We start from the raw sequence: 22,179 nt of genomic DNA, 5'->3' as shown, positions 1-22,179 counted from the left end.
GGATTCCCTGTTCTCTGTTCGGGCGGTGGCGGGGAGCGGCACGATGGGTGTCCACGGCAGGGCGTGAGTGGCAGACCGGAGGAGCCGACGTGAGCGACGAGTGCCGCGGGACCGATCAAGGCACGGCCCATGATCCGGCCAAGGACGAGGCACAGGAACAGTCAGAGTCACAGCCTGCCCGGATCGTGTTCGATGCGCTGGGCATCACCTACGAGAAGGCGTTCGGCGCCGCCCCGGCGCATCTGGCGTCGCTGACGTGGCTGCTGGGCGAACTCCCCCCGCAGGGCCGCGTGCTGGACGTGGGCAGCGGAACGGGCCGGCCGACCGCGGCGACCCTCGCCGCCGCCGGGCACACGGTGCTCGGCATCGATGTCTCCCCCGTCATGGTCGAGATCGCCACCGCGCAGGTTCCGGGGGCCCGGTTCCGGTGCGCGGACGCCCGGACCGTCGCGCTCGACGACGCTTCCTACGACGCCGCATGCGTGTATTTCTCGCTGCTGCAGATGTCCCGCGAGGAACAGACCCACCTCGTGGCTCGGGTGGCCCGCGCCGTGAAGCCCGGCGGCCATGTGGCGTTGGCGACCGTTCCCGTAGACGCGGAAGAGGTCGACGTCGTCTTCATGGATCAGCCCGTGCGCGCGACGAGTTTCTCCCACGACGACTTCGTCACCATGGTCACCGGCGCGGGCCTGACGGTGCAGGCCGAGCAGAGCCTGCTCTTCACCCCGGCACACCCCGGCGCCACACCGGAGCCCCACCTGTTCCTGCACTGCCGACGGCCGGACATGTGATCCGGAACATGTTGGCCCGGCTTCGCTGGTGACCGGTTCACGCACCGGGGTGATCACGCAGGTGGGTCCGTTTTATAGGCTCAGCCCCATGACCGACCACAACTCCGCGGCCAGTGCGACCGAATGGAGCCGATGGAGAACGGCCCTCGCCGCCGTCCTGGCCATCAGCGTCGCCGCCCTCGTGTGGCTGGGCGCCTGGTACTTCCTCGGTTGGCATTACTGGGGTATGGCGTGGTTGGCGTCGAAGGCCGCGGTCAAGGCGGTGATCCTCGGCCCACCGCTGCTGGCCGGGGTCGTCATCTGGCTCCGCCAACGGCTGAGAAGGCCGGCGCCTCAGGATCCGGACCGGACGCCGCCCGGCGGGACCGGCCATGGGGGCTGCCGTTAGAGGACCGAGTGCTGCTGCTCGCGGCGTACTGGCGCGCAACTTGACCCTGCGCCAGCCCGTCCCGCTGTCGAGCAGTCGAGCCGTCGAGCAGTCAAAGAACTATCGGCGCTCCACCATCCACCGGGTCGTCATCGACGCCGACACCCGCCGGGTCGTCGTGGTCGGGTGGCCCCTCCCCGGCAACCGCAACGACTGCGAGGTGGTGGCGGAGTCCGGAGCCGAAGCCGCGGTCGGCAAGGCTATGCCGATCGCCGACGGCAGCTATCCCGCCACCGGACTCGTGATGCCCCACCGGCGCCGCCAGGGCGGGGAACTGCCCGAGTGGAAGAAAGCGCACAACGAGTCCACAGACAGGTCCGGGCTCGCGTGGAGCGCGTCTTCGCCCGCATGAAGTACCGGAAATTCTCCGTGACTGCCGCCTGAAAGGCGACGGCTTCCACCACGCTGTGCTCGGCATCGCCCGCGAAGATCATTTGCGGGACAGCCGCCGCCCGCACCGCCATCGCCGTCACACTCGCCCAGCTCCTCCACGAGTTCAGCATCGAGCGGCAGATCCTGGAGTCGAGCAAGGGCGCGATCCCCTGATCCCGGACGTGTTCCAAGCTCTGCTCTACCAGGTGGAGACGACTGGCGCCTCGAGAGAAATCAGCGGCTGCGCTCATAGTGGCGGCGTGCTTTTTCGCGGTTCCCGCAGACGGCCATCGAGCACCAGCGCGCACGGTTGGCGCGGCTGCGGTCGAGCAGGAACAGGCGGCACTCGGCGTTGGCGCAGGGGCGGAGCCGGCCGGGCAACTCCTTCTCCGTGGCGGCCCAGGCGAGGATCACCTCCACGGCCAGCCGGGCGTGCCGGGGGGATTCGACGGTCCACCGAAGACCGTCCGGGGTGATCTCGGGAGTTTGACGGACTCCGTCGAGCAGCGGGCCCAACACATCTGGCGAGCTCGCTCCGCACACGACGTCTCGCAGGGCGTCCCGCGCCTCGCGCAGCAGCTCCAGTTCCGCGAGAGTGCCGTCGCCGCCGTGCTCCCGCGCCCAGCGTCTACCGGCGGCCGCGTCACCAAGCCCGTCCCGTTCCTCGCCGTTGACCAGCGGCCTGCTGTTGAGCAGGTCCAGCAGAACGTCCATCGGGCGCCACCTCCTCTAACCAGTTCGAATCCTTTGACAGGTTAGCCGATGACATGCTTGCATGACACCAAGCTAACCAGATCAGATATCCGAAGGGGTTAGAATGAGTATGGTGCACCACCGGACCGCTGTCGTTGACGGGCACGAGATCTTCTACCGCGAAGCCGGCCCCGCCGACGCTCCCATGATCGTCCTGCTGCACGGCTTCCCGACGAGTTCGTTCATGTTCCGCGACCTCATCCCGCGGCTGGCCGACAGCTATCACGTCATCGCGCCGGACCACCTCGGCTTCGGCCACTCCGCGGCCCCCCTCGCAGATGAGTTCACCTACACCTTCGATGCCCTCGCCGACATCACCAGCGGACTGCTCGATCAGCTGGGCGCGGACCACTACGCCCTCTACGTCCAGGACTACGGCGCCCCCATCGGGTGGCGCGTCGCGCTCAGGCACCCCGACCGGATCTCCGCCCTCGTGACCCAGAACGGCAACGGATACGAAGACGGCTTCGTCGAATCGTTCTGGACCGATGTCTGGGCCTACGGGGCGAACCCGGGCCCCGACACCGAACCCGCCGTCCGCGCCGCGCTGGACATCGACGCCATCCGATGGCAGTACCTGCACGGCGTACCCGACCCGAGCCTGGTCAGCCCCGACACCTGGCAGCACGACTTCGCACTCGTCTCCCGCCCGGGCAACGACAAGATCCAGCTGGCTCTGTTCCGCGACTACCAGAACAACCGCCCGCTCTACCCCCTGCTGCACGAGTTCCTGCGCACCAGCGCGATCCCCGTGCTCGCCGTGTGGGGCCGCAACGACGAGATCTTCGGGCCGGCGGGTGCACAGGCCTTCGCCCGCGACGCCCAGGACACCGAGGTGCACCTCGTCAACGGCGGTCACTTCCTGCTGGAAAGTCACCTGGACGTCGTCGCGGGCTACCTGCGCGGCTTCCTCGGGCGGGTACTGGGCTAGGTCCCGCCGACAAGTCGAAGCCGGTGCAGGACCATGCAGTCGACCGTGAACACACCGCGCGGCACGCTGCGAGCCCGACGTTCTTCGCGGGAGCGGAAGGCGAGGAAAGAGATCGGACCAACTCATTCAAAGAGTGAGAAGGAAGCCCGTTCATGGTCTCGCCAAGCCGATGCCACTGAACTCGAACTCGTGATGTCGGACGGCTCGTGGTGGCGGCGTCAGGGTCCGGGATCGCCGGCTGTTGTCGGCTCGGGTTCAGGACGGTGGCTGTAGCCAGCGCCGTGCCGCGGCGAGATTCACCTCGACGTCATCGCTCCAGGAGCAGATCTCCAGCCATGAGAGGTAGCCGCCTTGCGCGAAGACCAGAACCTCGCCAGGGCACTCGCCGGTCTCGGTGAACAGCTGCACGTCGACAGCCACGACGGTGCCAGGGCCCGTTGGCGCGGGCTCGACCGCGTCGGCGTCGAACTCGAAGTAGGCGGTGCCGCACCCACACTTGCAGCGGGATTCCACCCTGAGTTGGGGCACCTGCCGTCGGAGGGCGACATGAACGGGCTCATCCAGGTTCAGGACGAGGTCAAGCACGTCGGCTACGTCCTCGGGCAGGCTGGCAGTCATGCCATCACCGTAGCTGACCAGCAGCTTTGAGCTTCGACCAATTTCGGGTCCGTCGACCCGACGCACACGGGTCCAGGTCCAGGTACAGGTCCAGGTCGGTGCCTGCGAGGCAGCTATCGATGGCCTCGGGTCGGCACTGCAGCATCGTCAGTTTGCGCTTCACGACGCGGGTGATCTGGCCGAAGTCAGCCGTGGCAAGATTGCCGAGATCAGGCTTGACCAGCGACCAGACACCCTCGGTCGGGCTGAGGTCCGGGCATCAGTGGGCATCCGAAACACCGTGAGCAACTCGGCGTCCGCCACGATGAATTCGCGCATACCGGCCGCCAGGTACAGGCGGACGCTGTCCCAGACCAGCACGGCCGGTCCGCCGAGTTGGATGCGGGCGCGGACGATCAGGCAGCGGAAGTCGCGCCGGCCGAAGCCCTTCGGTTCGTCCTCATGGCCCCGGTACTCGCGGATCGCGGAGATCAGCCGGGACCGCCGGCCCTGCTCGCGTCTCGAACCCCCGCGTCAACTCAGGCGACTATGCGCCAGCGCTGCTGGTCGGCGGGGAGGGCGCCGCACGGGCGGACCTCCGCGACCTGGAGCACCTTGTCGTTGGGAGACAGGTCCGACAGGCACCACTTGTCGTCCTTGCTGACCAGCTTCACAAATCCCTCCGCGCCCTCGATCGGCTGGATCGCCCACTTCTGATTGCTGGTCATCTGCCCGTTGGTGAGGCTGGGGTCCCCGCCCACCGCCCCCCACATCTCGATCTTGTTGCCCTCACGCAGGTTGTCGACGACGGCCCACGGCTCGGAGGACGAGGTGAACGCGAACTCATCGCGAGGAAGCGGGCGGACGTACCAATACTGGTCCCACGTGGGGTTGTCCTTGATCTCGCCCCAGGTGGTGACGTAGCGCCCCTCCCGCGCGTCGGACGTCTTCGTCGTCAGGTACATCCCGAGTCCGGACTGGATGCGCACCAGCTTCGTCGGGTCGTACTGCGGCTTCTTCGGGCCCCCTCCCCCACCACCGCCACCGCCGGATCCCCCCGCACCCGGCTTCGGCTTGGACGGATCGGGCGCCGGCACGGACGGCGGCGGACTCGGCTCCTTCGACGGTGCGGCAGGGGCGGACGGCAGCGCGCTCGGGGTGCCCTGCGGGAGCGGGATCTGCCGGGCCGGCGCCTGCTCGGCGGTCTGGCTCTTGACTCCGGTGTCGTGCCGGAGCCAGATCATGATGAACGCCACGATCAACGCGAGCAGGATCGAGCCGAGCGCGAGCACCCAGCGCGGAAACACGGACGGCTGAAGGTAGGTGCCCCGCAGCTCCTGCGGAGTTGGCTCACCTGGGCTCGACACCGCGACGGTGAACGGGTGTTGGCGCGTTCCGCCGAACCAGCTGACGTTGACGGCGGCCAGTCTCACTTCAGCGAACCCGGCCCGGCCGGGGTCAACCCGCACCGCGGTGGGGTTTGCCTCAACGGTCACGGCGTCACCGTTGTCACGGGTGGAGAAGGACGCGGTCAGCGGCTGGTTGCCGAGGTTGTCGACGGCCACCCGGCCACGCGCGCGACGGCGGCCCCGCACGGAGCGCGGCACCAGTTCGGCCCGTACCTCGGCGAACGGTCCTATGGTGATCCGGCCCTCGACGACGTCGGCGTCCCCGGGGTGTTCGCGCGGCTCGATCCGGATGCCGAACGGGGTCGGGCCCGCCACGGCATCCGAGGTGCGCGGCGGTGCGAACGTGATGTCGGAGGTGCTTTCCGCCCCCGGGTAGAGCCGCAACACGGGCGTCTCGACACTCGCCCAGCCGGCCGCGTCACCGACGGGCGTGAGCCGGTACTCCTCGACCGTGTCCCCCGTATTGCGCACCCGCAACCTGACGACGGCGCTGTCACCGGGGGCGACGGTAATGGCGGGAGGCTCTAGGGCAGTCCACATAGTCATCCAATGTGCCGGGGGTGTGCTTCGGTCTGCCTACCTCGCCCCTGCGGGTCTGGCCACTGGTCCTGAATCACCGTCAAGGGGAAGGCAGAGAACCTCAATTGTGCGACAGACAGGTGAGCGGGCGGCGTGCGGGGCATGCATCGGGCCCGACCGACGCCGCGGAAGGAGCCGGATGCGTCCGCTGGTGACGCCGGACGATCCGGCAATTCGCACACGGCGGAACCGAACGCGACGGTTCACCGCTCGGATTCGTACGTCCGGAATTCAGGATCGGCCGAACAAGCTGTGAAGAGGCTGTGAAAGACTATCGGGGAAACTGCGGCACCCCTTCGAGGTGATGCCGCTGCTGAACATGCAACAGGGGGGAAATTCGTGACGTACTTCAAGAGCCGCCGCGTCCTCAACACCATCGCGGCCACGGCGCTCAGCCTCGCGATCGCCGGCACTGCGGCCGTCGGCTCCGCCTCGGCGAGCCCGGACCCGAGCGGTGCGGCCACCAAGCGGGCCGAGGCCGTCCAGAAGAGGATCCACAAGGACGCGCCGTCGGCGTTCGCCGCCGAACCGCGAGCAGCCGCGGCGCCGGGCACCGTCAGCACCCCGGCCTTCGACCTGACCGCGGTCGACAAGCGGGGCAGCCTCTACCTGTACCCGCAGAACCTGTCGGGCGGGCTTCAGGCAGGCATCAAGCTCATCGATGCCGCCGACATCAGCTACGCGGAACTGAACCAGAGCCAGGCCGTCGACAACGACAAGGACGGCCTGCAGGACGGCTTCTACTTCTGGTGGAACGGCCAGCTGTCGTTCACGACCGACACTGACACGGTCATCGTAGGCGGCGGCTGGGGCATCTACGACAAGGTCCTCTCGCCCGGTGACCTCGGCGGCGCCGCACAGTCCGACATCATCGGCATCGACAAGGCCGGCGTGCTGTGGACGTACCTCGCGTACGCCGACGGCCGGGTGACCCCGCGCACCAAGATCGGTTCGGGCTGGGACGCGTACACCCAGATCGCCGGTCAGGGCGACCTGACCGGGGACGGCCGTGCCGACATCGTCGCTCGCGACAAGGCGGGCGTGCTGTGGCTCTACAAGGGCACCGGCGACTACAAGGCGCCGTTCGCCGCGCGCACCAAGATCGGCGCCGGCTGGAACATGTACGACAAGCTGGTGTCGATCGGCGACATGAACAACGACGGCACCGCCGACCTGCTGGCCCGTGCCGCCAACGGCGACCTGTACTACTACCGGGGCACCGGCAACGCCGCCGCCCCCTACGCCCCCGCCGTCAAGATCGGTTTCGGGTACGACATGTTCCGCCTGATGGCTTCCTGACCCCAGGATTTCGACTCCTCAGGAGATGCGCCCCACCCGCCCTCGGACGGGCGGGGCGCATCCGCAATTCCGGCGGCAGCCGCGAACCTCGCAGACGCGCGGCCCATGTCGCGCCGTCGCCGCGGGCAAGGGCTGTGTCCTGGAGAAGCAGGCCGAGCCGCACAGGCAGACGGACGGGGACCTGCCGGACGACGTACCCGTACTCGACCACGGGGAGGCATTCGAGGCCGGCCTCGCCCTCATCCTCGCCGGCCTGGAACAGCGCACCGGGCCGCCGCGTTCGACGGCCCCGCCCGCGGGACGGAAGCGTCACTGACACCAGCGTTTCAGGATGAGCCAGGGAGACTGCCTGGATCGCTGGGTGGGAGCGTATGAGCTTGATCCCTTGGAGTTCTGGCCACTGGTCGACGACGTAGGGGCGGCTCATGATGGGGGAATGAAGTCACGCACCACATCCCCCGGAGGGCAGCAGGACCCGGTAGCCGAGTCGGTCGCCGTCTACAGCGGCCACGCCGGCGCATACGCGGCTGCGCATGCTCCGAAGATGGCGGATCGTGTTGAGCGATTCGCGGGCGCCCTGCCCGCGCCCTCGCTGATCCTCGACGCGGGGTGTGGTCCCGGACGTGACCTCGCGAGGTTCCGGGCGCACGGGCATGTGGTGCGCGGTGTCGATCTCAATCCAGTGTTCGTGGCGATGGCCAACGCCCACGCGCCCACGTCTGAGTGTGACCTGCGCGAGGTCGGATCACGGTTTCCGGCCGGAACGTTCGACGGGATCTGGGCATCCGCGTCGCTCGTCCACCTCGACACCGAGGACGTGGTGGACGTGTTGGGGCAGTTCGCCGGACTGTTGCGACCCAGGGGCCGGATGTATGCGTGTCTGAGTGCCACCGGCCGTACCGGCTGGCTTGATGAGCCGGACGGCCGACGGTGGTACACCGTGTGGGATCCCGATGAGTTCGCAGCCGCGGTGGCAGGGACGGGGTTCACGATCGACGAGGTGGATCGGGGCCCGTACGTAGAGATCTGGGCGACCCGCAGCGACTGACTGCCACGTCGAGGCGCTGCCCGAATCGGACCGGTGCCTGCCATGAAGCCGTTGATGACCTCGAGACGATGCTAGAGGCGTTGTGAGCCGATCGCGGCCGAGCCCAGCTCCTTGTGCTTGCCGGAGTTCACGTGCAGCGACTTCCCTTGGAGGCGAAGGAGTCGAACAGGGCAAGGCCCGTCCTCGCCGGCCCTGACGGCAAGGGGGAGCACCCTCATCGATACAGCGTTCACGGGTCTCACCTCCTCGGGCGGTGTCACGGTCGACGGGAAGCCATCAGCGGATATCGGCAACAACTCCCCCACGCATCAGATGAGTTGGTGTCGTGCTCCATCGGCCACGGCGAGGAGCTTGTCGGGGTTGGCGACATTGTGGATCGCCGCGATACGGCCCTCTGGGTCGAGGTCGAAGGTCATCGTGGCGATCACGCGGTCCGGACCACGGAAGACCACACCCGGTCCGCCGTTGATCGAGGTGATCTCCGCTCGCATCTGGCCGGGTTCGACACCCTGGTAGGTGGTGGTGCCGAGCGCGGCGAACCAGCGGGCGACGGTCTCCAGGCCGATGACCGGCTTGAGCGCCTGGCGAACCTTGCCGCCGCCGTCGGTCCACAGGGTGACGTCCGGGGACAGCACCTCCATCAGGGTGTTGATGTCACCGCCCGTCGCCGCCGCGAAGAACCGCTCGGTGACGTCGCGTTGGCTGGCGCGGTCCGCGGTGAACCGGGGCCGGCGGGCTTGCACATGTTCGCGGGCGCGGTGCGCGGCCTGCCGGACCGCCGGCTCGGAGCGTTCGACCGCCTCCGCGATCTCCCCGTAGCTGAAGGCGAAGACCTCCTTCAGGACGAACACCGCGCGCTCCAGCGGGCTCAACGTCTCCAGGACGACCAGCAGGGCCATGGAGACCGAGTCCGCCGCGGCGGCGCCCTCGGCGGTGTCCGGACCGGTGAGGATCGGTTCGGGCAGCCAGGGGCCGACGTACGTCTCGCGCTGGTGGCGCGTCGAACGGATTCGCTCCATCGCCAGGTTGGAGATGATGCGGGCCAAGTACGCCTTGGGATCCGCGACTTGGGAGCGATCGGAAGCCGACCACTTGAGCCAGGCATCTTGGACGACGTCCTCCGCGTCGGCCGCGGAGCCGAGGATGCGGTACGCGACGGAGAACAGCAGCGTGCGGTACTGCTGGAAGACGAGCTGGTCGGGGTCGGCCTGGTGGGGCTGCGGCTGACGCTGTGTCACTTGGTGCTCCTGATCCGGGTGTAGCGGCCGCCGTGCGGCCAGAACGCGCCCGATGCGGGCATCTTCTTCATGCGGGCGAAGGTCGGCCACGGCGAGGCGGTGACCGTCTCCTTGTACTTCGCGGCCCGCTTGCCGGTCAGCACGACCCGGCGGGGGCTGCCGTCGGGGTGGGTGAACTGCACGACGCCGTCGTTGCGACCGAGGCTCACGGGGGTGTGGTAGTAGCCGAAGCGGAACGGCTTGGGCTCCTTGCCGGCCAGCACGCGCAGGATCGAGAGGGCCGCGTGGACCCCAGTGGGCATGCCGCTCTGGCAGGTCCCGTGCATCACGCCGTAGCCCTGCCGGATCGCCGCCGCGTCGCCCACGGCGTACACATCCGGGTGGGAGACCGAACGCAGTGCGCCGTCGGTGACGACGCGACCGCGCTCGTCAACGTCGAGGCCCGCGGCGGCGGCCAGCGGCGCGACACGTGTGCCGCTGGTCCACAGCACCGCGGTGGCCGGGATGCCGGTGCCGTCGGCGAGTTCGACGCTGTCCGGCAGCACTTTGGTGACGTCCGCGCCGCTGCGTACGTCGACGCCGAGCCGGGCGAGTGCCGTGTCCAGGTGGGCCTTGGCCTTCGGGTGCATGCCCGCGCCGGGCTCCTGGCGCCCCAGGAGCACCACGTGGAGTTCCGGGTGGCGCTCGGCGATCTCTGCTGCGGCCTCGACACCGGTGAGGCCGCTGCCGCCGACCACGACGGTCCCGCCTTCGGGCCGGGCCAGCCGGTGCGCGAGTACGGCCGCGTCCTGCGGGCCGTTGAGGGTGTGGGCGTGGTCGTCCACACCGGGCACAGTGGACGTGTCGGCGACGCTGCCGAGGCCGTAGACCAGTGTGTCGTAGCGCAGGACCCGGTCGTCGTCGACCCGTACGGTCTTCGCCTCGGCGTCGACGGCGGTGACCCAGCCGCGGACGAAGTAGGCCCCGGTTCCTGCGAGCAACTCCGGAATGTTCAGCTCGGCCGTCTCCTGACCGGTGGCGGTCATGTGCAGCCGGAGCCGCTCGGTGAACGTGTCGTAGGGGTTGATCACCGTGACGCGCAGATTGCCGCGCTTCCTGGTGCGGGCCGCGAGCTGGATCGCCGCCGAGAGCCCGGCGTAGCCGGCGCCCAGAACCAGAACCTCGTGCTGCTGTGCCGCTGTCGTGTTCATCGCTCCGCCGCTTCCTCGAAGTCGTTCGCTCCGCACCGTGCGGACGACCAGCAGACGCAAGTAGCCGCTCCGTTCGTGACATGGGGGCAGCGTGACCTGCATCACGCCCTGGAGAGAGGGAGTGAACGAGCGCGGCACCGACCCCCGGGCACCGCGGCGCGCAGCAGTCAACCATGATCGACTCGGCTTCGCAGGCGAACCTCGCAGGGCAATGGGACGAGGTGACGGGGGCGTCCGCGCGGTGCGAGTCCGCGCCCACCACCATCAACACCACCACCAGGTGGCGTCCTGCGGGGCGGCGGCCAACAGCTACTGCGTCACCCTGCGCCCCCGCGCCGGCCACCGGCGCCCGGAACGCATCGCGCCCACCGAGGGGCTCGTATCGGTTGCCGGCGCGAGCCACGAGCAGCGGCTGGAAGAACCCGGCCTCCTTTGGCATGCGCCACGCGAGGTCGACGAAGCCCGCCTCGGCGGCGAGTCGCGCCACGCGCCGTACGCAACTTCCTTCATGGACAGGGCTGCTGGCTGGCCGGTCGGCGTCACGCGACCCCCACCAGACCCTTGGCCAGCACCGAGAGGTCACCGGCCAGAGCCAGGGTCATGATGAGCCGACGCACCCACCGCCCGGGAACCCATCGCAACAGCTGAGATCACGGGCGTTCATCAGCCCTGACCGCCGGATTTTGGTGGGTGCCCCGCGTGCTGGTCAGTGACCGATGGTGTCCAGTTCGGCCACATCGTCACTGGAGACCGACCTCGGCCACTCACTCCACCACCTGACACGCGACCTCAGGCAGTGGGCGCAGACCCACATGGATGCCGTCCTCACCCACCGCGAGAGCCACGACGCACGAACCTCCTGACCACGAGTACGCACCCTCACCAACCTCGCCCCCCCCGGCCTTCGCCCATGCGAAGCACACCCACCTGGGAGCGAAAACAGCTACTCAGCGATGTCCGGCCCATCGGGCCGTCGAACTACGGGGCGGCCGGGGCGGGTTCGGTGAGGCGGTCCGGCCGGGTGTAGCGGGCCTGGACGAACCGGGCGCGGTTCTGGGCGCATTGGGCGGTGCCCGTGAGCGGGGTGGATGGTGGGCAGGTGGCCGTCGGCTGCGCGGAGGACGGCTTCGGCGAAGGCGCCGCGGCCGTCGTTTCTGGGCGCGGCGGCAGCGAGGCGACGGGATAGCCCGCGGATCCACCGCCGAGGCAGTCCAGGCCTCGCCGAGCCGCGGACCCAGCACCGTCCGGCAGCCCCCGCGCGGCACGGCATCAACGCAGGCCAGCGAGGCACCCAACCGGAAGAAACTTCACCGTGGGCAGCAGTTCTCCGGTGCGCGGACGGCAGGCGGTGAGGTCTCTTGCGGAGAACGCGCCATCGTGGATTCGCAGAGCGACCGGGGCTTGCCGGTGGTCAAGTACCGCACCTTCCCTCAGGCCCCGCCGGGTGTCCCTGTGATGACCGGGGCGCGGCTCTGGTTGACCGCCAGGCTGCGGGGCCCTGACGGCGCCGATCCCGGCGATGGGCGGCACGCGGGTGGCCTTGAGGACTCCATCCCGTGAGCACCATCAGAATCAACGCGGTAACGATAAAAATCGACAGAGTGTAGAGTTTTCTCCAGGGGACCGACCCCGGCGCGCGACCTCTGGAGGAACGATGGAGAAGCGGAACTGGATCATCACCGGCGTCAGCACGGGTCTGGGGCGCGCCTTCGCGCAAGCCGCCCTGGCCGCCGGGCACACCGTCGTCGGCACCGTCCGTTCCGAGAAGGACCTGCGGGCCTTCGAAGCGCTAGGGCCCGGACATGCTCACGGCCGCATCCTGGACGTCACGGACGGTGACGCCGCCTCCGGCGTAGTCGCGGAGGTCGAGCGGAGCGTCGGCCCGCTGGATGTCGTTGTCGCCAACGCCGGCTACGGCCTGGAGGGGACGTTCGAGGAAACCCCGCTGGCCGAGGTGCGCCGGCAGTTCGAGGTCAACGTGTTCGGGGCAGTGGCCACCCTGCAGGCAGCGCTGCCCCACATGCGCCGCCGGCGCCGCGGACACCTGATGGCTGTTACTTCCATGGGCGGGTTGATGGCGGTGCCCGGCATGTCCGCCTACTGCGGTAGCAAGTTCGCCCTGGAGGGCATCCTGGAGTCGCTGGGCAAGGAAGTCGCGCGGTTCGGGATCCATGTGACGGCGATCGAGCCGGGCTCGTTCCGCACCGACTGGGCCGGACGGTCCATGACACGTGCCGCGCGGACGGTCGACGACTACGACGAGTTGTTCACCCCCATCCGCGAAGCGCGGCAGAAGGCCAGCGGGAATCAGCTGGGCAATCCGGCCAAGGCCGGGGAAGCGGTCGTACACATAACGTCGGTCGAGCAGCCGCCGTCCCACCTCGTCCTGGGCTCGGACGCGCTGCGGCTGGTCACCGCCGCGCGCACGGCCGTGGACGAGGACATCCGCGCGTGGGAGGCGCTCTCCCGTACGACCGACTTCGCCGAGGGGGCTCAGCTCTGATGTCCGGCCACCATTCCGCGCGCGGCCGTCGCCCCACCGAGCGCAAGGGGGATGTCCGGGAGCGGGCCATCCTCGACACCTGCGAGGCCTTGCTGGCGAACAAGGGCTACGACGCCATGACCGTCGGCGACGTAGCCCAGGGCGCCGGTATCACACGTGGTGCCCTGTACTTCTACTTCGGCTCCAAGCAAGAAGTGGTCACGGCACTGGTGGCCCGGACCGTCGAGCATCTGTGGGAGCGATCCCGGGTCACGGCGCAGACGGACGAGCCGCGTCAGGCCATCGCGGCGGCGATGCAGCGCACGGTCGAGCTGTGGAATGAGCACGGCCGGGTCATGCGTACGGCGATCGACCTGTCGCTGACCGTGCCGGAGATCGGCGAGCTGTGGAACCACACGGCTGACCTGTTCATCGCGGCCATCACCGCAGTCCTGGAACGCGCCGGCATTCAGGCCGGCACCGCACCAGATCAGGCCTCGGCGATGGCACGCGCCCTGTGCTGGATGATCGAGCGGACCTTCTACCACGCCTCACAGGAATCCCGCGAGAAGCTCCAGGAGGCGTCGGCGACATGCGAACACATCTGGCTGACCAGCGCCGGCCTGATCACCTGAGGTATCTGCCATGGACGCGGCGAGGCGCGGAGCATGAAGTGCCGTCCGACCGCTTCACCCGCCCCGGGGCTGGTGGTTCGGTGCAGTCGTTCCGGCCGCGGGTCACCGGTGCGGCCACCATCAGGTCCCGCGACGACTCCCCCGGGCACAACTCGGCAGTCTGCCACCCGGCCAGCCGCTTTTGGTCCTCCCCGGTGCCCGCCCGGAACTCGTACGCAGCCCGGATCTCCTTGCGCTGCCGCGCGATCCAGCGGCGAGCCGTGTCCCACACTTGACGCCAGGAGCCGGGCCGTTTCAGCGATCGTGCAGTGCTGCCCACCCGCACCCCAACCACACGACGCTCCAGCGCTCCCGCCCCCTGGCGGGCGAGCACGCCAGGGCCCAGGCCCGCATCACCTCGGCGACCGCATGCGCCGACCCTGCGCGCCACCGACGAACTCGCTCTCACCGACCAGCTCCCGGACGATGTGGACCGTCGCATGGCCGAGGGCCTGGCTGCCTTCCGCACGCCGGTCACCCGATGGAATGGAAGTCGGCCCTCTCGGCTGCAACGTGGCGACGATGCGTGGAACGGTGGTCCCCGTGATCGGCGGCAGACAGGTGGGGGAAGAGATGCACGCGAAGGTCCTGCGGCCGCCGTACCCCGTGCGCCGCAGCCCTGACGTCGCAGCAGCCAGGAGCCACAGTGCCCGGTGGGCCCACGAGATCGGAATCCTCGCCGCGCCGGAGTCAGGATTCCGGGTCTGGGACGAGCGCGACTTCAGCGACTTCGACTTCGCCCTGTTCGGCGCGCTGGTGCATCCCAGCGCGCGCGGTGATCTGCTCAACCTGGTCGCCGACTGGTACGTGTGGGGCTGGTACCTCGACGACCTGATGCTGCACCGGTTCAAACGCCCACGCGACCTGCTCGGCGCGCAGGCGTTCCTGAAGAGGCTGTCGGCCTTCGCCTGCGGCAGCCCACCGCGACCGGCCAACCCGGCCGAACGGGGTCTTGCCGACCTGTGGGCGCGGACCATTTCGAACCACCCGCCCGCATGGCGGGACCGGCTCGGGGGCCGTCTGCCCAACCTCTTCGACGACGCGCTCTGGGAGATCGACAACCTCGCCCGCGGGCAGGTCCCGGAGCCGGTCGACTACCTGCAGGTGCGGCGTGCCGCCGGTGGGGCCCTGTGGGCCGCCCAACTGGTGGAGCACGTCCTCGGTCTGGACCTGCCAGCGGACTTGATGGCTCGCCAGGTGTTCACCAGGGCGGCCGACGCCTTCACCGATGTGGTCGACCTGCACAACGACCTGGTGTCGTACCGGCGGGAGACCGAGTACGAGCAGGAAGTCAGCAACGCGGTGGTGGTGTTCCGAGCACACACCGGTGACGGGCAGACCAAGGCCGCCGACGCGGTGGAGCGCCTGCTCGACTCCCGCCTGGCACTGTTCGATCGGCTGATCACGACCGACATCCCCGCCACACTCGCCTCCGAGGCCGTCGGCGCAGACATCACCAGTGCAGTCATGCGCTACCTGGACGGTCTGAAGCACTGGCTGGCGGGCGACTACCAATGGCACCTGGAAACCCGCCGCTACCACGAATCGTCCTGGCGCCGCAGCTACCGTCCCCCCACAGCACGAGGCATCGGGACCTCAGCCACCCACCCGGCCTGGACCCCTACGACGCGAGTACCCGGCACTGACCGGCCCGGCCAGACCACCGAACCCGCGCAGACCCGACGGGCCCACCGATACCTCACATGACCGCACCGTCACGGCTCTTCGCGACCGGGCCGCCGCAGGCCCCTACCCGATCCCCCTGACAGCCGCGATCCCGACAAGCCGAATCAAGGAGCGCACCGCCGCGTACCGGGCACAGGCCGGGTGGCTCCCCGTCCCGGCACCCACACCACGCGCGCGGGCAGGCGCGCCCCCTCGGCACACGCCCCGCCGACCGCGGGGCCAAGCAGCCCGTACCGTCCCTCGTCACAACCGCAGGAGAACGATTAACGCTTCTAAGACCGACCGGCAAATGGATCGCTTGAGGCGGTGGGTGGTGGGGCGCCTCGCGCCACCTCAGCGCGGTCTGAGGCCGTCCATGAGCAGGTCGAGCAGGCGTCGGGCCTGGGCGGGTTCTCCGGACTTGGCGGCGACGGCGAGCATACCGAGGATGCTGGCGGAGACGTCGTCGGCGCGAGCATCGGCGCGGATGTCCCCAGCGGTGGCGCCGGCGTCGAGGATCGTGGTGATGGCCGACAGGAGCTCCTGTCGAGTGTGAGCGAGGGAGATTTCGCCGGAATCGATCATGGCGAGCAGGGTGTCGGTCATGCCGTGCTTGGTGGCCTGCCATTCCGCGAACAGGTCCATCCACAGGCGCAGCGCCTGCGCGGGCGGGTGGTTGGCGAGCAACTCGTGTGCCCCGGCCGTCAGTCGGACGACCTGGTCCTGATAGACGGCGTCGACGAGCGCTTCCCGGGTCGGGAAGTGGCGGAAGAGGGTGGCGACGCCGACGCCCGCCTGTCGGGCGATTGCGCGCATCGATGGCTCGGTGTCGGAGGTGGCGAAGGCGCGGGTGGCCGCCGCGAGCACAGTCTCGCGGTTGCGCGCGGCATCGGCGCGCAGCTGGTGGGCTGCCGGGGACGGTTCGGTGGCCATGTCTAATCGGATCACGTTCCATTTGAGTCGGTCCTGGCGGTAGTCTATGCCGGAGGCAAACGGAACACGTTCCGATTAACCCTGGAGGAGACTCATGACCGAACCCGCTTCCGCGCCGGGCATCATGCGCACGGTGCGCTTCCACGAGAACGGCGAGCCCGTCGACGTCCTGCGCCTGGAGACAGTCCCCGTGCCCGAACCGGGGCCCGGCCGCATCCGTGTCGCCGTGCACGCGTGCGGACTGGCCCCGGCCGACTGGGCGCTGTGCCGCGGACTCTTCCCCGGGAGCCTGCCGCGCGGCATCGGCTGCGACGTCTCGGGCACCGTCGAGGCCGTCGGCGCAGGCGTCACGGACGTGGCCGTCGGCGACCGCGTGTTCGGTACCGCCGACTTCGCCGGCCAGCCGAGCGCCGGCGCGGCGGACCGCGCCGTGCTGGACCACTGGTTCGCCGTGCCCGAGGGCCTGGACCTCACCCGGGCCGCCGCGCTCCCGATGGCGCTGAGCACCGCATCCTGGCACCTCGCGCGACTCGGCTTGGCCGCGGACCGCACGATCCTGGTCAACGGTGCCGGAACCACCATCGGCTACGCAGCCGTGCAGATCGCCCTCGTCCGCGGGGCGCGGGTGATCGCGACCGCCGGGGAGACCTTCACCGAGCAGTTGCGCTCCCTCGGAGCCACGGTGGTCGGCTACGGCGAAGGCCTGGCCGAGCGGGTCAAGGACCTCGGTGTCGGCCAGGTCGACCTCGCCTTCGATACCGCGCCGCCCAGTGGCGCCCTGCCCGAACTCGTCGAGATCGTCGGCGGCGATCCCAAGCGTGTGCTGACCTGCTCCGACCTGGCCGCAGCGCCGGAGATCGGGGTGCGCGACACCTTTCACGAAGACCCCGCGAAGCGGACCGACGACGAACTCTTCGGCGTCTTCCCCGAGTTCGCCCAACTGGCCGCCGAAGGTAGGTTCACCGTGCCGGTCGCCGGAACCTTCCCCCTCGCGGACTGGCGCAAGGCCCTTGAGATCAGCCTGACCGGGCACGCCCGCGGGAAGCTCCTGCTCCTGCCCGCCGTCGGCGCCGACTAACCGGAGAGACCACCCGGGCTCGAGACGTTCACCGCACTCAGAGCGAGCCCGACCGCAGGCCGACCCAATGGGCGGGTCGCCGCCCGAGAATACGACGCCCCCCCGGAACAAGACCGACCGGCGATGGGCACTGAAGGGCTGGGGCGGGCAGCAACGGGCACGCGGCCCTACGCGATCATGGAGTGCTCTACGTTCTGTGACCCCGAAGGACAGCCGTGCCCGCGCTGCCATCCTGCCTGCTCGAACCCCTCTGGGACCAATTCGCCGCACTGCTGCCCACACGACCGGAGTTCGCTGCGGGCCACCCACTCGGCTGCCACCGCCGCAGACCCCGACCGAACCGTGTTCGAACACGTGGTGCTCGCGCTGGTCGCACGACCGCATGATCGGCCTGGACCTGTCTGAGATATCCGTCGACGGCTGCATCACCAAGGCCCCGTGCGGCGGCGAGCGTGCGGGCCGGTCCCCGGTCGACCGCGGGAAGCAGGGCCTGAAACGCTCGATCGCCACCGAGGCCCACGGCGTCCCGCTCGGCCTGGTCGCCGCAGGGGCCAACCGCTACGACTCGCCTCTTCTCGGGCCGACCCTCGAGGCCGCCATCGGGCAGGTCGGGCCCCTGCCTCAGGACGTGAATGTCAACCTCGACCGGGGCTACGACAACAACAAGTCCCGCACTCTGCTTCAGGAGTTGGGCTTCACCGGTGAGATCGCCCGCAAGGGCGTACCCGCCCCAATCCAGGCCGGCAAGCGGTGGATCGTGGAACGAACGCACTCGTGGGTGAGCGGCTACGGCAAGCTGCGGCGCTGTACCGAGAGGAACGGCGCGGTCGTCGAGTTCTATCTCCACCTGGCCGCCGCACTCGTCACGCTCCGCATGCTGATCCGCCGCGCCACCACCCGCTACCGGTGGGGCGGCCGCCCCACCACAGGGCGCCTCAAGTGAGCCATTTGCCGGTCGATCTGAGCCGACAGGCCGTGGAGTGCGCGGCCGTCCCTTTCGGGTCTTGCCGAAGCGCAGCCCCCTGGCAGTCGGGAGCGGGGCACAAGGGCGCGGTGGGTGCCAGCGAGGCCACGCCGCCAAGGCGCTTGCACGCGGATGGCGGTCGCCTCTGCGCAGTGCTTTGGCGGTGCCGGGTGAGGGCACACCTATGCTTGCGGGAGGCAGTTGTCAGTACGGCTGGGGCACCTCAAAGTGTCCGGGTCTGGGTACCGTGCCGCTCCCCGTGGATCCGGTCATGTGGTCGGCCGTTACTAACTCCTGTGTGCGTCGTTCCGCCAGGCATGACATCCGTTGCGTATCGCTCCACGGCGCTCGGCCTGGTAGGTGCCGCCCTCAGCATCGGCCTCGTGACTGCTACTCCGGCTTCAGCCGGCGGAGTCGGCGATTTCCTCTCGCCCGCCTTCGCTACCAAGTGCGCCAATCACAACGTTGGGTCCCACGCTGCCGGAGCCACCACGGCCGGCTCCGGAACCATGAACGGCAATCTGCTCGGCCTCCCCTTGGGAAGTCCCCTCAATCAGTGCGGCGGGGCAGACGTATCACCAATGTTGGAGGGGAAGCAGGACGGCCTCATGCACGGGCTGGTGAGTGATTCGTCGGCCAGTTAGGCCTCGATCCGAGAATGGGAGTGACCGAGGGCTAGTGAACTCTTACCCGGCATGGACTGCTCCCCTGCGGGTGGCGGCGCGGGGCCGGAGGCTCGGTGAGGCCGCGGCCGGCCTCGCCCTTGCCCGGCGGTCGGAGGAAGGCCCGGAGGGGATTGCGGTCGGGGTTGCTACCCAAGGGGGGACGGGGATCGTGATGTGCGAGCCGCCGGTGAGATCGGGCGGGAAGAGAGCGCCGAGCCGTGTCCTTCCATCCCGCCGAAGTGGACGAAGCCCGCGACTGCGGGCTCGCGAATCGTCAGGTGGGCGAGTCCCGCAGCCTCCACGAACGCGGCGATCACCGCCAGCTGCGTCGCCTCGACCGGCCTATGGCCGCTGACGACGTCCTCCGCTCCGTTGTAGTGGCCGTGCTCATCGCGGTCGGCGAGGTCGTACTCGGTGATCCGGTACACGCCGGTACGCGAAGGACGGCGGCACGCTGCTCCCTGGGCAGTCCGAAGGGGGGCGGGCGTAGTTCTAAACGGAGGAGCGGCCGTCTCCGCCCCCCATCTCGCCCTGGATTCCGTCGTCCCGTGGCAAAATCGCGGGATGCTGAGACTCACTGATTTCATTATCGACTGCCCGGACACGATGAAGCTTGCGGCCTTCTACTCCGAGGTGACGGGCCGTCCGGTCAAGGAGGGAAGCTCCGAGGAGTGGGCCGGCATCCAGTTCGGCGAGATCGAGCTGGCCTTCATCCGGGTGGACGACTACCGCGCTCCGCAGTGGCCCGACACCGAGCACCCCAAGCAGTTCCACCTCGACTTCGAAGTGGACGAGTTCGAGCCCGAGCAGCGCCGCCTCCTCGACCTGGGGGCGACACTGAGGCAGGAGTTCGTCGGCCCCAACGGCTACGGCTGGCAAATCTACACCGACCCGATCGGTCACCCCTTCTGCCTCTGCCGCAACAAGGGTGTCGTGTGGACCGAAGAGGGGCCGGTCTGGCCCGGGCGCGCCTGACAGCCGACCGGACTTCCGGTTGCTCTCGGGGTTCCGCTGGTGGAGACGGCGGCGGGCACCTCACGCGCCTCACGCGCCCCGGGCGCCCCGGGCACCCCGCGAGAACCGCCCTTACCCGGCGCACGGCTGCGCCCGCCCCGCGCCGCCCGACAGGGCGGCGCGGGGCGGGCGTTACCGATGACGCCGGTGATCCCGGTGTCAGGAGTGGCTGAGGATGTTCACCACCCGGCCGTTCGGGTCACGGACGAAGAAGCGGCGCACTCCCCACTCCTCGTCCGTCAGGGGGTGCACGATCTCGGCGCCGCGCTCCACCATCGCGCGGTGCACCGCGTCCACGTCGTCCACCTCGATGCTCACGTCCGGGATGACGGGGGCCGTCATGTCCTTGGTCATCAGGCTGAGCTGCACGGCGGGATTGTCCTCGGAGGCCAGCGTCACGATCCAGCCGTGGTTCATGACCTCCTCGAATCCCAGCACTCCGTAGAAGTCGGAGCTGTCGGCGAGGGCCTGCCCCTCGGACTCGAAGTTGGGGACGATCCGGCGAACGTACATGAGCCACTCCGTGGACGCGGGAACATGCGGGGGTCCCACGCTACCGAAGGCGCAGCCCTTCCCCGGCGGCGCCGTACGGACCTTTCCGTACTCTGTCCGGTCCCCGGGGCCCCCTGCCGGGCCGGGGTTGGATGAGCGACACCATTCGATGTCCAGCCGTACGGGAGGCGCGATGCGGCTCACCACCACCTCCGGCGACACTGTCCCGGAGCGACTCGTCGAGGAGTTGCGCGAGCAGTTGCGCGGCCCCCTCATCACCGAGGCGGACCAGGAGTACACCGAAGCGAAGTCGATCTGGAACGCCTACTTCGAGAAGCGGCCCGGCGCGCTCGCCCGCTGCGCGGGCGCGGCGGACGTCGCCACCGTCGTGCGGTTCGCCCGCGAGCACGACATCCTGCTCGCGGTGACGGGCGGCGGGCACTGCTTCGCCGGCACCGGCAGCGTCGAGGGCGGACTCGTGATCGACACGTCCGCCATGAAGGGCATCCGGGTCGACCCCACGGGCCGCACCGCGCTCGCCCAACCCGGCCTGGTGCAGGGCGAGTTCGACGCGGAGACGATGCATTACGGGCTCGCGGTCACCGGCTCGCAGGAGTCGTACATCGGGATCGGCGGAATGACGCTCGGCGGCGGCCTCGGCTGGCTCGCCCGCTACCGCGGCCTGCTCGTGGACAACCTGATCTCCGCCGACCTCGTGCTCGCCGACGGCACGTTGCGCCGGGTCAGCCAGGAGGAGGACCCGGACCTGTTCTGGGCGATCCGCGGCGGCGGCGGCAACTTCGGCGTGGCCACCTCCTTCCAGTACAAGCTGTATCCGCAGGGCGACTGCCTTGCCGGGCTGCTCGCCTTCCCTGTCGCGGAGACCGGTGAAGTCGCCCGCCGACTGGGCGAGTTCAACAAGACGGCGCCGGACGCGCTCACCACCTCGTTCGCCTTCCTCACCGTGGACGGCGAGCCGGCGGTCGGTCTCGGCTATGTGCACGCCGACCCGGAGGCCGGCGGCGAGGAGGCGGTCGCTCCGCTGAGCGGGCTCGGCCGCAAGCCGCTGCTCAACCACGTGGGCCGGATGCCGTATCTGGCCGTGCAGCGGATGCTCGACGACAACACCGTCGCCGGCCGGCGGCTGTACGCCCGGTCGTTCCACTTCGACGAGCTGCACGGCGAGGCCCTGGACATCCTGGGCGAGGGCTTCACCACCAACCCCTCCGCCCTGTCCCTGGTGGGCGGCGGTCTGATGGGCGGCGTGATGGCCCAACTCCCGGCTGAGGCAACGGCGTTCCCGCACCGCACCGGCTACCTGGTCAGCGTGCTGAGCCAGTGGGAGGACCCGGCCGACGACGCCGCCAACATCGAGTGGACCCAGCGGGTCTACGAGCGCGTGCTGCCGTACACGACCGGCGGGGTGTACGTGAACCACCTCGGCGACGACGGCCCGCAGCGGCTCGGCGACGCCTACGGCCCCAACCTCGAGCGGCTCACCCGGCTCAAGGCGAAGTACGACCCGGAGAACCTGTTCCGGGTCAACCACAACATCCTTCCGGCGAACTGACCGCAGGG

General features: G+C 69.4%; 19 protein-coding genes and 3 pseudogenes. 14 read left to right on the top strand and 8 right to left on the bottom strand.

Going from position 1 to position 22,179, the window contains the following annotated elements:
• Nucleotides 1-182: 182 nt before the first annotated feature.
• From OOJ98_RS16075 to OOJ98_RS16065, 3 genes and pseudogenes are all read left to right on the top strand, one after another.
• Nucleotides 183-791 carry a class I SAM-dependent methyltransferase gene (locus OOJ98_RS16075; RefSeq protein ID WP_267055653.1) on the top strand — a complete coding sequence of 203 codons (609 nt, stop codon included), beginning with the start codon at nucleotides 183-185 and terminating at the stop codon, nucleotides 789-791.
• Between the two features lie 88 nt (nucleotides 792-879).
• Entirely contained in the window at nucleotides 880-1,179 is a 300-nt protein-coding gene (locus OOJ98_RS16070; protein ID WP_267055376.1) for a hypothetical protein, read from the top strand.
• Nucleotides 1,140-1,655 (top strand): annotated as a pseudogene (locus OOJ98_RS16065) (transposase family protein); the annotation flags it as partial. The gene OOJ98_RS16070 and the pseudogene OOJ98_RS16065, both read left to right, overlap by 40 nt.
• Before the next feature lie 169 nt (nucleotides 1,656-1,824).
• Here OOJ98_RS16065 and OOJ98_RS16060 read toward each other — a convergent pair.
• Nucleotides 1,825-2,304 (bottom strand): CGNR zinc finger domain-containing protein, encoded by a 480-nt coding sequence (locus OOJ98_RS16060; RefSeq protein WP_267055375.1) that lies wholly within the window; start codon nucleotides 2,302-2,304, stop codon nucleotides 1,825-1,827.
• 103 nt (nucleotides 2,305-2,407) lie between these two features.
• Here OOJ98_RS16060 and OOJ98_RS16055 point away from each other — a divergent pair, with 103 nt between their 5' ends.
• On the top strand, nucleotides 2,408-3,274 hold the full coding sequence (locus OOJ98_RS16055) for an alpha/beta fold hydrolase (RefSeq protein ID WP_267055374.1): 867 nt from the start codon (nucleotides 2,408-2,410) through the stop codon (nucleotides 3,272-3,274).
• Nucleotides 3,275-3,529: 255 nt separating this feature from the next.
• Here the strand turns inward: OOJ98_RS16055 and OOJ98_RS16050 are convergent, their stop codons facing one another.
• A complete protein-coding gene (locus tag OOJ98_RS16050) occupies nucleotides 3,530-3,892 on the bottom strand; it encodes a hypothetical protein (RefSeq protein ID WP_267055373.1) in 363 nt (120 codons plus the stop codon).
• Nucleotides 3,893-4,410: 518 nt separating this feature from the next.
• Complete coding sequence (locus OOJ98_RS16045; protein ID WP_267055372.1) at nucleotides 4,411-5,820, bottom strand: hydrogenase expression protein; 1,410 nt, start codon at nucleotides 5,818-5,820, stop codon at nucleotides 4,411-4,413.
• 378 nt (nucleotides 5,821-6,198) lie between these two features.
• On the opposite strand from OOJ98_RS16045, the gene OOJ98_RS16040 reads away from it, so the two are divergent.
• Together OOJ98_RS16040 and OOJ98_RS16035 are read left to right on the top strand one after the other, a co-directional pair.
• Nucleotides 6,199-7,158 (top strand): VCBS repeat-containing protein, encoded by a 960-nt coding sequence (locus OOJ98_RS16040; RefSeq protein ID WP_267055371.1) that lies wholly within the window; start codon nucleotides 6,199-6,201, stop codon nucleotides 7,156-7,158.
• A 331-nt stretch (nucleotides 7,159-7,489) separates the two neighbouring features.
• On the top strand, nucleotides 7,490-8,206 hold the full coding sequence (locus tag OOJ98_RS16035) for a bifunctional 2-polyprenyl-6-hydroxyphenol methylase/3-demethylubiquinol 3-O-methyltransferase UbiG (protein ID WP_267055370.1): 717 nt from the start codon (nucleotides 7,490-7,492) through the stop codon (nucleotides 8,204-8,206).
• Between the two features lie 308 nt (nucleotides 8,207-8,514).
• Here OOJ98_RS16035 and OOJ98_RS16030 read toward each other — a convergent pair whose 3' ends face one another.
• Together OOJ98_RS16030 and OOJ98_RS16025 are read right to left on the bottom strand one after the other, a co-directional pair.
• Nucleotides 8,515-9,444: an RNA polymerase sigma-70 factor gene (locus OOJ98_RS16030; RefSeq protein ID WP_267055369.1), complete on the bottom strand. Its 930-nt coding sequence runs from the start codon at nucleotides 9,442-9,444 to the stop codon at nucleotides 8,515-8,517.
• Nucleotides 9,441-10,634 carry an NAD(P)/FAD-dependent oxidoreductase gene (locus OOJ98_RS16025; RefSeq protein WP_267055368.1) on the bottom strand — a complete coding sequence of 398 codons (1,194 nt, stop codon included), beginning with the start codon at nucleotides 10,632-10,634 and terminating at the stop codon, nucleotides 9,441-9,443. Before OOJ98_RS16025 ends, OOJ98_RS16030 begins: the two co-directional genes overlap by 4 nt.
• Before the next feature lie 743 nt (nucleotides 10,635-11,377).
• Between OOJ98_RS16025 and OOJ98_RS16020 the strand changes: the two are divergent.
• The 4 genes and pseudogenes from OOJ98_RS16020 to OOJ98_RS16005 all read left to right on the top strand — a co-directional run.
• Nucleotides 11,378-11,497 (top strand): annotated as a pseudogene (locus OOJ98_RS16020) (transcriptional regulator); the annotation flags it as partial.
• 791 nt (nucleotides 11,498-12,288) lie between these two features.
• A complete protein-coding gene (locus tag OOJ98_RS16015) occupies nucleotides 12,289-13,137 on the top strand; it encodes an oxidoreductase (protein ID WP_267055367.1) in 849 nt (282 codons plus the stop codon).
• Nucleotides 13,137-13,751: a TetR/AcrR family transcriptional regulator gene (locus OOJ98_RS16010; protein ID WP_267055366.1), complete on the top strand. Its 615-nt coding sequence runs from the start codon at nucleotides 13,137-13,139 to the stop codon at nucleotides 13,749-13,751. Before OOJ98_RS16015 ends, OOJ98_RS16010 begins: the two co-directional genes overlap by 1 nt.
• A gap of 561 nt (nucleotides 13,752-14,312) precedes the next feature.
• Nucleotides 14,313-15,497 carry a hypothetical protein gene (locus OOJ98_RS16005; RefSeq protein WP_267055365.1) on the top strand — a complete coding sequence of 395 codons (1,185 nt, stop codon included), beginning with the start codon at nucleotides 14,313-14,315 and terminating at the stop codon, nucleotides 15,495-15,497.
• A gap of 312 nt (nucleotides 15,498-15,809) precedes the next feature.
• On the opposite strand, the gene OOJ98_RS16000 is transcribed toward OOJ98_RS16005, so the two are convergent.
• A complete protein-coding gene (locus OOJ98_RS16000; RefSeq protein WP_267055364.1) occupies nucleotides 15,810-16,388 on the bottom strand; it encodes a TetR/AcrR family transcriptional regulator in 579 nt (192 codons plus the stop codon).
• Between the two features lie 124 nt (nucleotides 16,389-16,512).
• On the opposite strand from OOJ98_RS16000, the gene OOJ98_RS15995 reads away from it, so the two are divergent.
• Together OOJ98_RS15995 and OOJ98_RS15990 are read left to right on the top strand one after the other, a co-directional pair.
• Complete coding sequence (locus OOJ98_RS15995) at nucleotides 16,513-17,466, top strand: NADP-dependent oxidoreductase (protein ID WP_267055652.1); 954 nt, start codon at nucleotides 16,513-16,515, stop codon at nucleotides 17,464-17,466.
• Between the two features lie 215 nt (nucleotides 17,467-17,681).
• Nucleotides 17,682-18,409 (top strand): annotated as a pseudogene (locus tag OOJ98_RS15990) (transposase).
• Nucleotides 18,410-19,241: 832 nt separating this feature from the next.
• Here the strand turns inward: OOJ98_RS15990 and OOJ98_RS15985 are convergent.
• A complete protein-coding gene (locus tag OOJ98_RS15985; RefSeq protein WP_267055363.1) occupies nucleotides 19,242-19,523 on the bottom strand; it encodes a hypothetical protein in 282 nt (93 codons plus the stop codon).
• 136 nt (nucleotides 19,524-19,659) lie between these two features.
• On the opposite strand from OOJ98_RS15985, the gene OOJ98_RS15980 reads away from it, so the two are divergent.
• Entirely contained in the window at nucleotides 19,660-20,070 is a 411-nt protein-coding gene (locus OOJ98_RS15980) for a VOC family protein (protein WP_267055362.1), read from the top strand.
• Between the two features lie 198 nt (nucleotides 20,071-20,268).
• Here the strand turns inward: OOJ98_RS15980 and OOJ98_RS15975 are convergent, their stop codons facing one another.
• The gene (locus OOJ98_RS15975; RefSeq protein WP_267055361.1) at nucleotides 20,269-20,622 is read right to left on the bottom strand and encodes a VOC family protein; all 354 of its coding nucleotides are present in this window, start codon (nucleotides 20,620-20,622) and stop codon (nucleotides 20,269-20,271) included.
• A gap of 148 nt (nucleotides 20,623-20,770) precedes the next feature.
• Between OOJ98_RS15975 and OOJ98_RS15970 the strand changes: the two genes are divergently transcribed.
• Nucleotides 20,771-22,171, top strand: coding sequence for an FAD-binding oxidoreductase (locus tag OOJ98_RS15970; protein WP_267055360.1), 1,401 nt, complete (start codon nucleotides 20,771-20,773; stop codon nucleotides 22,169-22,171).
• The last annotated feature ends 8 nt before the right edge of the window (nucleotides 22,172-22,179 follow it).

The organism is Streptomyces sp. NBC_00083, from assembly GCF_026343295.1.
GTDB lineage: Bacteria > Actinomycetota > Actinomycetes > Streptomycetales > Streptomycetaceae > Streptomyces.
This window is presented reverse-complemented; position numbering and strand designations above follow the sequence as displayed.